This window comes from Streptomyces sp. NPDC058964, from assembly GCF_042741275.1.
GTDB lineage: Bacteria > Actinomycetota > Actinomycetes > Streptomycetales > Streptomycetaceae > Streptomyces.
The window spans coordinates 22,696-32,648 of record NZ_JBHYKH010000004.1; the positions used below are offsets into that span (position 1 = coordinate 22,696).

The 9,953-nt window shown below is 69.2% G+C and carries 5 protein-coding genes; 3 read left to right on the forward strand and 2 right to left on the reverse strand.

The window, feature by feature from the left end:
* From ACFW2E_RS00880 to ACFW2E_RS00890, 3 genes are read left to right on the forward strand one after another with little or no spacing between them, the layout of a single operon-like run.
* Nucleotides 1–4,848: an RHS repeat domain-containing protein gene (locus ACFW2E_RS00880; RefSeq protein ID WP_384459281.1), complete on the forward strand. Its 4,848-nt coding sequence runs from the start codon at nt 1–3 to the stop codon at nt 4,846–4,848.
* Nucleotides 4,849–4,902: 54 nt separating this feature from the next.
* Entirely contained in the window at nt 4,903–6,927 is a 2,025-nt protein-coding gene (locus ACFW2E_RS00885) for an RHS repeat-associated core domain-containing protein (protein WP_384459284.1), read from the forward strand.
* A 1-nt stretch (nt 6,928) separates the two neighbouring features.
* Nucleotides 6,929–7,339 carry a hypothetical protein gene (locus ACFW2E_RS00890; RefSeq protein ID WP_384459287.1) on the forward strand — a complete coding sequence of 137 codons (411 nt, stop codon included), beginning with the start codon at nt 6,929–6,931 and terminating at the stop codon, nt 7,337–7,339.
* Nucleotides 7,340–7,441: 102 nt separating this feature from the next.
* Here the strand turns inward: ACFW2E_RS00890 and ACFW2E_RS00895 are convergent, their stop codons facing one another.
* Together ACFW2E_RS00895 and ACFW2E_RS00900 are read right to left on the reverse strand one after the other, a co-directional pair.
* A complete protein-coding gene (locus tag ACFW2E_RS00895; RefSeq protein ID WP_384459290.1) occupies nt 7,442–7,963 on the reverse strand; it encodes a DUF1990 domain-containing protein in 522 nt (173 codons plus the stop codon).
* Between the two features lie 75 nt (nt 7,964–8,038).
* Nucleotides 8,039–9,703, reverse strand: coding sequence for a M4 family metallopeptidase (locus tag ACFW2E_RS00900; protein WP_384459293.1), 1,665 nt, complete (start codon nt 9,701–9,703; stop codon nt 8,039–8,041).
* Between the last annotated feature and the right edge of the window lie 250 nt (nt 9,704–9,953).

Genomic DNA, 9,953 nt, shown 5'->3' on the forward strand with positions numbered 1-9,953 from the left:
GTGAACGGGAAGTCGTGGCGGCGCGTCCGCAGACGGACGGCGCTGGCGGTGTCGGCCACCATGGTCGGCGCCCTGATCCAGGCGGTGACGGCACAGTCGGCCGCGGCGGACCCCAGCGCGGGCAGGCCCGGGGTGCACCAGGCGGACAAGCCCGTCAGCGGGCACTCCCGCAAGGTGAAACCGCGCAAGCAGGACAGGTCGCCGCTCACCCCGAAGGGTGACCCGGCGGCGGCCTGGCCGGCCTCCGGCCAGGCGACCGCCGCGGTGCCCGCCGCGCGCGCCACGGCCAAGGGTCTCGCCGCCGGGAACCGGTTCGGCGCGCTGCCCCTGTCCGTACGCGCGCCGAAGAACGCGGTGAAGGCCGCCGACCGCGTCACCAAGGCTGGCGTGCGCGTCCTCGACCGCAAGGCGGCCCGGCGCGCCGGAGTCGGCGACGGCCTGCTGCTCTCCGTCGACCGGGCCGACGCCGGAACCGGGGCGGGCAAGATCGGTCTCCAGGTCGACTACGCCCGCTTCGCCGAGGCCTACGGCGGCGGCTACGGCTCCCGGCTGCACCTCGTACGGCTGCCCGCCTGCGCCCTGACCAGCCCGGACAAGGCGTCCTGCCGTACAGCGACCCCGGTCGCCGCCGTCAACGACACCGAGCACCGCACCCTGACCGCGGACACGGTGACCTTGCCCGCCGCCAAGCCGACGGCGAAGACCACGCTCGCGGCCGCGTCCCCGGCGACGGTCCTCGCGGTCACCGCCGCCGCCTCCGGCAGCCAGGGCGACTACAAGGCGACCGCCCTGTCCCCGTCCGCGACCTGGCAGACCTCGCTCAACACCGGCGACTTCTCCTGGTCGTACGACATGGACGTGCCGGACGTGCCGGGCAGCCTCGTGCCCAACGTCGGCCTCACCTATTCGTCGGGCTCCATCGACGGCCGCACCACCACCAGCAACAACCAGTCCTCCTGGGTCGGTGACGGCTTCGACCTGTGGCCGGGCTCGATCGAGCGCTCGTACAAGTCCTGCGACGACGACGGCGTCAAGGTCGACGGCAACAAGCCCGGCGACCTGTGCTGGGGCTACGACAACGCCACGCTCAGCTTCAACGGCCACGGCGGCGAGCTGATCCAGGACTCCGCCGGCAAGTGGCACCTGAAGAACGACGACGGCACCCGCGTCGAGCGGCTGACCGGCGGCTCGTCGGACGCCCGAGACAACGGTGACAACAACCAGGAGTACTGGAAGGTCACCACGACCGACGGCACCCAGTACTTCTTCGGCTACAACAAGCTCCCGGGCTGGACCTCGGGCAAGGAGACCACGGACTCCACCTGGACGGTCCCGGTCTACGGCGACGACGACGGCGAACCGTGCCACGCGGCGGCCTTCGCGGACTCCTGGTGCCAGCAGGCCTGGCGCTGGAACCTGGACTACGTCGTGGACCCCGAGGGCAACGCCATGGCGTACTACTACGACCAGGAGACCAACAACTACGGCCGCGCCCTCAAGGCGGCCGACGACACGCCGTATGTGCGTGGCGGCAGCCTGGACCGCATCGAGTACGGCCTGCGCAGCGACACGGTCTACTCCGCCAAGCCGCTCGGCAAGGTCGAATTCACCTCCACCGAGCGGTGCATCCCGGAGACCGGGGTGACCTGCGCGGCGGACACGATCGACGACAAGTCGTCCTACTGGTACGACACGCCCTGGGACCAGAACTGCAAGGCAGGCACGGACTGCACGGGCAAGTACGCGCCCACCTTCTGGACCCGCAAGCGGCTGGCGAACGTCACCACGCAGATCCTCAAGTCCGACGGCACGTACGGTGACGTCGACTCCTGGGACCTGACCCAGCGCTGGGGCCAGGCCGACATCGACTACCAGTTGCTGCTGGACTCCATCCAGCACACGGGCAGGTCGGCCAGCCCCGCCGTCACCCTGCCGAAGGTCACCTTCACGTACCACCAGGACGCCAACCGCCTCGACAGGACCGGCGACGGCACCGCGCCCTTCATCAAGGCGCGCGTGTCGAACATCGCCGACGAGTCCGGCGGCCAGATCTCCGTCAACTACTCCGGCGCCGCCTGTTCCTGGGACGGCCTGCCGACCCCGGAGACCAACACCACCCGCTGCTACCCGCAGTACTACACGGCTTCCGGCGACGCCGACCCGAGCCTGCAGTGGTTCAACAAGTACGTCGTGACGTCGGTGACCCAGACCGACCGCACCGGCCAGTCGCCCGACTCCGTCACCGAGTACTCCTATCTGGACGGCGCGGCCTGGCACTACGACGACGACGAGGGCCTGACCAAGGAGAAGTACAAGACCTGGTCGCAGTGGCGCGGCTACCGGCACGTCCGTGTCGAGTCCGGCGGCACCTCGGGCATGTCCACGCAGGCCGACCACTACTTCCTGCGCGGCATGAACGGTGACCGGCTGAACAGGGACGGCGGTACCAAGGACGTCACCCTGGACGACGGGGAGGGCGCCACCATCGCCGACTGGGAGGCGCTGGCCGGATTCGAGTACCGGACCGAGAACTACTCGGGGCCGGGCGGCCGGCTGCTCAACAAGGCGGTCAACCACGGCTGGTTCCACGAGACCGCCAAGCGCACCCGCTCCTGGGGCACCTCGACCGCCAACCACTCCGGCAGCGACTGGACGCACACCTACACCTCGCTGGACGACGGCGCGGGCGCCAGGTGGCGGGAGACCACCAGCTACACGACGTTCGACGACGCCACCGGCCGCCCCACCCAGGTGAACGACCTCGGGCAGACCGGTGACAGCAGCGACGACCAGTGCACCCGCACCACCTACGCGGACAATCCGGCGGCCAACATCTACTCGCTCGTCTCCCGGGTGGAGACTGTCTCCGTCAACTGCGAGACCACCCCGCAGCGGGACAAACAGGTCGTCTCCGACGTCCGTACCGCCTACGACGGCACCGACTACACCGCCGCGCCCACCAAGGGCCAGGCCCGCTACACCGCGACGCTGACCAAGCACGACGGCAGCACCGCGACCTACCTGGAGAGGGGCACCGGCTACGACACCTACGGCCGCGCGGTCAGCACGACCGACATCACCGCGGACGTGAAGGTCGACTCTGCCGGCAAGCTGACCCGCACCCCACGCGGCGACGGCCGCACCACCACGACCGTCTACACCCCCACCACCGGCATCCCGACCGGCTACAAGGTCACGGGCCCGCCGGCCAAGACCGGGGACAGCACCACCGCGCAGTCCGTCACCACCTCTGTCGACCCGCTGCGCGGCACCACGACGGCGATCGTGGACACCAACGGCAAGCGCATCGACTACACCTACGACGGGCTCGGCCGCTCCCTGAAGGTCTGGCTGCCCAACCGCTCCAAGGCCAACAGCCAGACTCCCAACTACGAGTTCAGCTACACGCTCGCCGACGCCAAGGCACCCGCCGTCGGCACCAGGACCCTGAAGAACGACGGCACCCAGGAGACCTCGTACGACCTGTACGACGGCTTCCTGCGGCCCACCCAGACACAGGACCCGGGCCCGGCCGGAGGCCGGCTGGTCACCGACCATTTCTACGACGCCCGCGGCCTGACCACGAAGACCTTCGCGAGCTACTACAACGCCTCGCCGCCGTCCACGGCCCCGCTGGTCCTGGACAACGCGCTCGGCGTGGAGACCCAGACCTGGTTCTCCTACGACGGGCTGGGCCGTGAGATCCAGCGCAAGGAGGTCGCAGGCAACGGGGACGGCGGCACGGTGCTGTCGACCACGACGACCGCGTACGGCGGCGACCGGGTGACGGTCACCCCGCCCAAGGGGCAGCCGGCCACCACGACGGTCAGCGACGCCCGCGGCAGGACCAGTGAGCTGTGGCAGTACCACGGCAACACGCCCTCCGGCGACCACGACGTGACCGCCTACGAGTACACGCCCGCCGGAAAGCTGTCCAAGGTCACCGACCCGGCCGGCAACACCTGGAGGAACGAGTACGACCTGCTCGGCCGCACGACCCGGGCGACCGATCCCGACAAGGGCACCACGGTCTCCACCTACGACGACCGGGGCAACCTGCTCACCGTCAAGGACGACCGCACCAAGGACGCCGGCAAGGTCACCCTCGCCTACGCCTACGACGACCTCGGCCGCAAGACGGAGGAACATTCCGGCAGCGCGAGCGGTCCGCTGCTGGCCAAGTGGACCTACGACACCGTCACCAACGCCAAGGGGCAGCTGGCCTCCTGGACCCGCTACGACGGCACCAACGAGTTCACCACCACGGTCAACGCCTACGACGGCCTGTACCGGCCGACCCGCACCACGACCACCGTTCCGGCCTCCGAGGGTGCGCTGCAGGGCTCGTACCAGCAGGACACCGGCTACAACCTGGACGGCACCGTCAAGGCCGTCAGCTATCCGGCGGCCGGCTCGCTGCCCGGCGAGTCCCTCGCCTACGGCTACGACGACACCCACCGCCAGATCACGGCGACCGGCACCAGCACCTACCTGACGAACGTCGACTACAGCTTCACCGGCAAGCCGGAGCAGGTCGAGGCCGCCACCACCGGCGGCAAGAAGACCTGGCTGTCCAGCACCTACGAGTGGGGTACCCAGCGTCTGAAGACGTCCCGGGTGGACCGCGAGGGCGTCTCCGGCGTCGACCGCTCCACCACCTACGGGTACGACGAGTCCGGCGACATCCTCTCCATCTCGGACGTCTCCCGTGACGGCACGGACAACCAGTGCTTCCAGTACGACTACCTCCAGCGCCTGACCGAGGCCTGGGCCCAGGGCACCACCGGCTGCGCCGAGGCCCCCGCCGCCGCGCTGCTCGGCGGACCCGCCCCGTACTGTCGGGCGTAACAAAACGAAAATAAGGCGCGCGGGGCCTCGGAGGGCAACCGGGCCACCGAGGTGGTGCACGACCCGAGCGGTGACACCGCGAAGGACGTCAAGCACGCCTACAGCTACCCGCCCGCCGGCACCGCGCAGGCGCACACGCTGTCGCAGGTGGACACCACCGGCCCCAGCGGGAACACCTCGCGGGACTCCTACACCTACGACGAGATCGGTGACACCCACACCCGCACCATCGGCGGCAACACCCAGACCCTGGACTGGGACGCCGAGGGGCACCTGGCCAAGGTCTCCGAACCCGACGGCAGCGGCGGCACGAAGGTCACGACGTACCTGTACGACGTGGACGGCAACCGGCTCGCCGAGCGGACCCCGACGGCGACCACGCTGTACATCGGCGGCAGTGAGATCACGCTCGCCAAGGGCGCGACGAAGGCCAAGTGCACGCGGTACTACGACCTCGGCAACGGCGTCGAGGCGATCCGCACCGACGACAACAAGGTCTCCTTCACGGTCGCGGACCACCAGGGCACCGGCCAGCTGTCCGTGGACGCCGCGTCGCAGGCGCTCCAGCAGCGCCGCACCACCCCCTTCGGCGCGCTGCGGGGCACCAGGCCGGGTGCCTGGCCGGGCACGGAGGGCTTCGTCGGCGGCACGCAGGACACCGCGACCGGGCTGACCCACCTCGGGGCCCGGGACTACGACGAGTCGCTCGGCCGGTTCACCAGCGTCGACCCGCTCATGAACCTCGACGACCCGCAGTCGCTCAACGGCTACGCCTACAGCGACAACAACCCGGTCACCCTGAGCGACCCCAACGGCACGACCCATTGCGACGTCGTTCCGGAGATGTGCCACCCCCAGAAGAAGAGCGGCGGATACTGCCCGAGCCTGACCAACCCGAACTGCCCCGAGTACCAGGGCGGTGGCGGAAGCGGCAGTGGCAACGGCGGTGGCTCGGTCGGCGGCCACGTGAACAACCAGGACGTCGTCAAGGCCAAGAAGATCCAGAGGACCAGCCTGGTGGACGTGGCCAAGAACGTCGGCTGGGAGGTCTTCAAGTCCTTCATCGGCTGGGACGACTTCACCGGCTGCCTCAACGGCGGTGTCTCCAGCTGCGTGAGCCTGCTCATCGACGCCATCCCGTGGGGCACGATGTTCAAGAAGGGCGCCGAACTGATCAAGGGCGCCTGGAAGCTCTCCAAGGCCGTCATGAAGTTCCGCAAGGAACAGAAGTGGGCCCGCAAGATCGTGCAGGAGGCGGAGGCGGCCGCCGAGGACGTCGGCAAGGTCTGCTCCGTCAAGCACAGCTTCCTGCCGGGCACCAAGGTCCTCATGGCCGACGGGTCCGTCAAGAACATCGAGGACGTCAGGGACGGTGACGAGGTCGTCGTCACCGATCCGCGGACCGGGAAGACGTCGACGAAGAAGGTCGTCGGCACCATCACCACGGAGGACGACAAGTACTTCACGACTCTGACCATCGCGACGGGCAGGCACGGCAGGAGCACTGTCGACCTCACGGCCACGGACACACATCCCTTCTGGGTGCCGGATCTCCGCGCTTGGGTGAACGCCGGCGACCTGAAACCCGGCGAGACACTGCGCACCAGCGCGGGCACCCGCGTCCAGATCACCGCGGTCGCCCACTGGACGAAGCGGCACCGGACGCACGACCTCACGGTCGACGCGGTCCACACGTACTACGTGCTCGCGGGGGCCGTGCCCGTACTCGTCCACAACTGCGGTCCCGACGGACCGGGGTTCGGCGAGGCGTGCACGTGCAGCGGAGACCAGTTGTTCGCGCGCTTCGGGACGAGCAAGGAAAGCACCGGTCGCCTCGCGTCGTCGGCTCAGAAGGCCGAGGAGAACGCGAAGTCGTTCGGGCACGGAGTTTCCGTGACGACGACCGACGGTGCGATGGAGGGGGCTTCGGTCGCGTCCAAGGAGGATCTGGAGGCCGCGGGATTCAGACTCATCTACACTCCGACACGGAATAACTCCATGCACCACACACTCATACTTCCCAAACCGGTGACTTCGACGGTGCAGAAAGCCTTCAACGTCGTCTTCGGGAGGCGATGACATGGCCGAGGAAACCGGTGACCGGCACGGTCCGGTCGACGTGATGGTGATCTTCGACTGGCGTGACGGACCGCTCGAGGGAATCCTGAGATGGAGGGGCCGCGCTGTCTGCTGGTACTTCAAGCTGCTGGCGGAACGCGTGGATTCCTCGGACCTGGACGACAGGCTCTTCTGGATCTGGCCGATTCCGGATGCCGACAGTGCTGTGCTCATCGGGGAGTTCGCTGGTGCGGAGAGCGGCGGGCACGTCTGGCCGGTCTCCGGCGGCCTCGGCTCGGCCGAGGCGCGCGCCATCGTCGACGGTCTTCTGTCGGGCCGTCCCGGGAAGCCGGACCGAGTCATTCGGACCGCCGACTTCGTAGAGGTTCTCGGCATGTGGGATGTGGTCCCGGCCTCGGGCGCGGACCGGTAGTTCCGCACAGCACGGGATCTGCGATGACGCACAGGGGCTCTGCCGGGGAATCCCTCGGGCAGAGCCCCTGTCGTTGCGGCGCCTTGCCGTCGGGGAGTTCGGTCAGTCCTCCGCGAACTCGGCGCACAGCCGGCGCAGCACCACGCCGCACCGGCGGGCGTAGGCGTGCTGCAAGCCCCGTGTCGCCGCTCCGCCCGCGCGGGCGTACCACTTCTGGGGGCGGCTGAAGGCGGCGACCGTCAGCCAGACCGTGCCGTCTCCGGTGCGGTCGACCACGAAGGCCTCCTCGCCGCATTCGGGGTGGCCGGTCAGGGTGCCGTAGGCCCAGCCGGCCCGGCGGGGCTCGTCGGCCGTCCAGACTATGCGGCAGGGCGCCTTTATCAGGCCCGCCAGCGTGACCGTGACGTCCACGTCCGGGGCCGCGCGGTCGGCGGTGGCGTCGATGCCGACGCCCATCGCCCGGTGCATCTCCCAGGTGAGGACCGCCTCCGCGGCCCGGCGGAAGACCTCCGGCCCCTCGCCGATGCGGCTGCGCACGTGCATCGGGCGGAAGCCGGGCGGGCAGAAGTTCAGGTCGTCGCGGGTCGCGCCGACCGGCTCGTAGGTGAAGGACGCCGAGGGCATGGGACACAAGCGTAGGGCGGTACCCGGGACGCCGTCGCGCCGGGTACCGCCCTGCAGCCGTTCACCGGACGGTGATCAGCTGACGTTGACCGCCGACCAGGCCGCGGCCACCGCGTTGTACTCGGTGCTGCCGGAGCCGTACAGGGCGGCCGCCGCCGACAGCGTGCCGGTGCGGGCCGACTTGTAGTTGGTGGTCGACGTGAAGTACGTCGTCAGCGCCTTGTACCAGATCTGCAGCGCCTTTGCGCGGCCGATGCCGGTGACCGTGGAGCCGTTGGACGTCGGCGAGTTGTAGCTGACGCCGTTGATCGTCTTGGCGCCGCTGCCCTCCGCCAGGAGGTAGAAGAAGTGGTTCGCGACACCGGACGAGTAGTGCACGTCCTTGTTGCCGACGGTGGAGGACCAGTAGTCGGCGGAGCCGCCGTCCTTGCTGGGCTTGTCCATGTAGCGCAGCGGGGTGCCGTCGCCGTTGATGTCGATCTTCTCGCCGATGAGGTAGTCGCCGACGTCGGAGGCGTTGTTGGCGTAGAACTCCACGCCGGTGCCGAAGATGTCGGAGGTCGCCTCGTTCAGGCCGCCGGACTCGCCCGAGTAGTTCAGGCCCGCGGTGTTCGCGGTGACGCCGTGGCTCATCTCGTGGCCGGCCACGTCCAGCGAGGTCAGCGGGTGGTTGTTGGTCTCGCCGTCGCCGTAGGTCATGCAGAAGCAGCTGTCGTCCCAGAAGGCGTTGACGTACGAGCTGCCGTAGTGGACGCGGGAGTAGGCGCCGACCCCGTTGTTCTTGATGCCGCTGCGGCCGAAGGTGTTCTTGTAGAAGTCCCAGGTCTCCTGCGCGCCGTAGGCGGCGTCGGCGGCCGCGGTCTGGTCGGTGGTGGAGCTGGAGGCGGCGCCGGTGCCCCAGACGTTGTCCGAGTCGGTGAACAGGGTGCCGGTGCCGGAGCTGGTGGTGTGCTTCAGGTTGTACGTCTTGTGACCACCGCGCGTGGTGTCGTACAGCTGGTACGTCGAGCCCGACAGGTTGGTGTTCAGGCTGACCGTGCCCGAGTACAGGGTCTTGCCGGTGCCGGTGGCGTTCTCGATGCCCTGGTACTCGAAGAGCTTCTTGCCGGTGGCCGCGTCGGTGATGACGTGCAGCTGGTTCGGGGTGCCGTCGTCCTGGAAGCCGCCGACGACCGTCTCGTAGGCGAGGACGGGCTTGCCGGAGCCGGCCCAGATCACCTTGCGCGCGCCGTCGGCGGCGGTCTTGGCGGAGCCCAGGGTCTTGGCGGAGCTCACGGCCTGCTTCTCGGCCTTGGCGGCGGTGATCTGCGGCTTGAGCGAGGCCACCTTGACGGCGCTCTTCGTGGCTCTGGTGACGCCCTCGGCCTTGCCCGCCTTGGAGGTGTGGACGACGAGGTCGCCGCCGAGGACCGGGAGGCCCGCGTAGGTGCGCTCGTAGCGGGTGTGGACCGTGCCGTCGGCGTCCTTGACGACGTCCTTGACGACCAGCTTCTCCTTGGCGCCGAGGCCTATGCTCCGGGCGGTCTCGGTGGCGCCGGCCTGTGCCTTCTGGATCAGGGTGGTGCGGGCCGCGTTGGTCAGCGCGGTCGGGGCCGCGGCGAGGGTGGTCCTGCCGGAGTCCGCGGTGGGGGTCTGCGCGGAGGCGCTGGTGGTCAGACCGGTGGAGAGCAGGGCTCCGGCTGCGACAGCAGTGGCGATGGCCAGAGTGGTGCGCTTGTGACGCGCGTAGAGGGGGCTCACTCAAGCTCCTTCTTGTGGGGGAGTCCGGACAGCGTGGGGTTACTGACCGGAGTTGAGTCGTGAAGTTGCTGTGCTGCTGCGGCGGGTGAGGGAAGAGTGGCATCAGGGGCGCGTACATGTCAGGACCTTGAAGTGATGTTGGCCGAAAACCGACTGACCGGTAAACGTTGCAGGCATGTAAAACGGGCGCCCCCCCCGGGAGTAGAAACCCCGGGCCCCGCCCCGCGCACCCCGCCAGGGTTGGGGGTGT

Coding starts and splice junctions, on each gene's coding strand:
- ACFW2E_RS00895 (WP_384459290.1), bottom strand. CDS start 7,963: ATGCCCTCGGCGTCCTTCACCTACGAGCCGGTCGGCGCGACCCGCGAC.
- ACFW2E_RS00890 (WP_384459287.1), top strand. CDS start 6,929: ATGGCCGAGGAAACCGGTGACCGGCACGGTCCGGTCGACGTGATGGTG.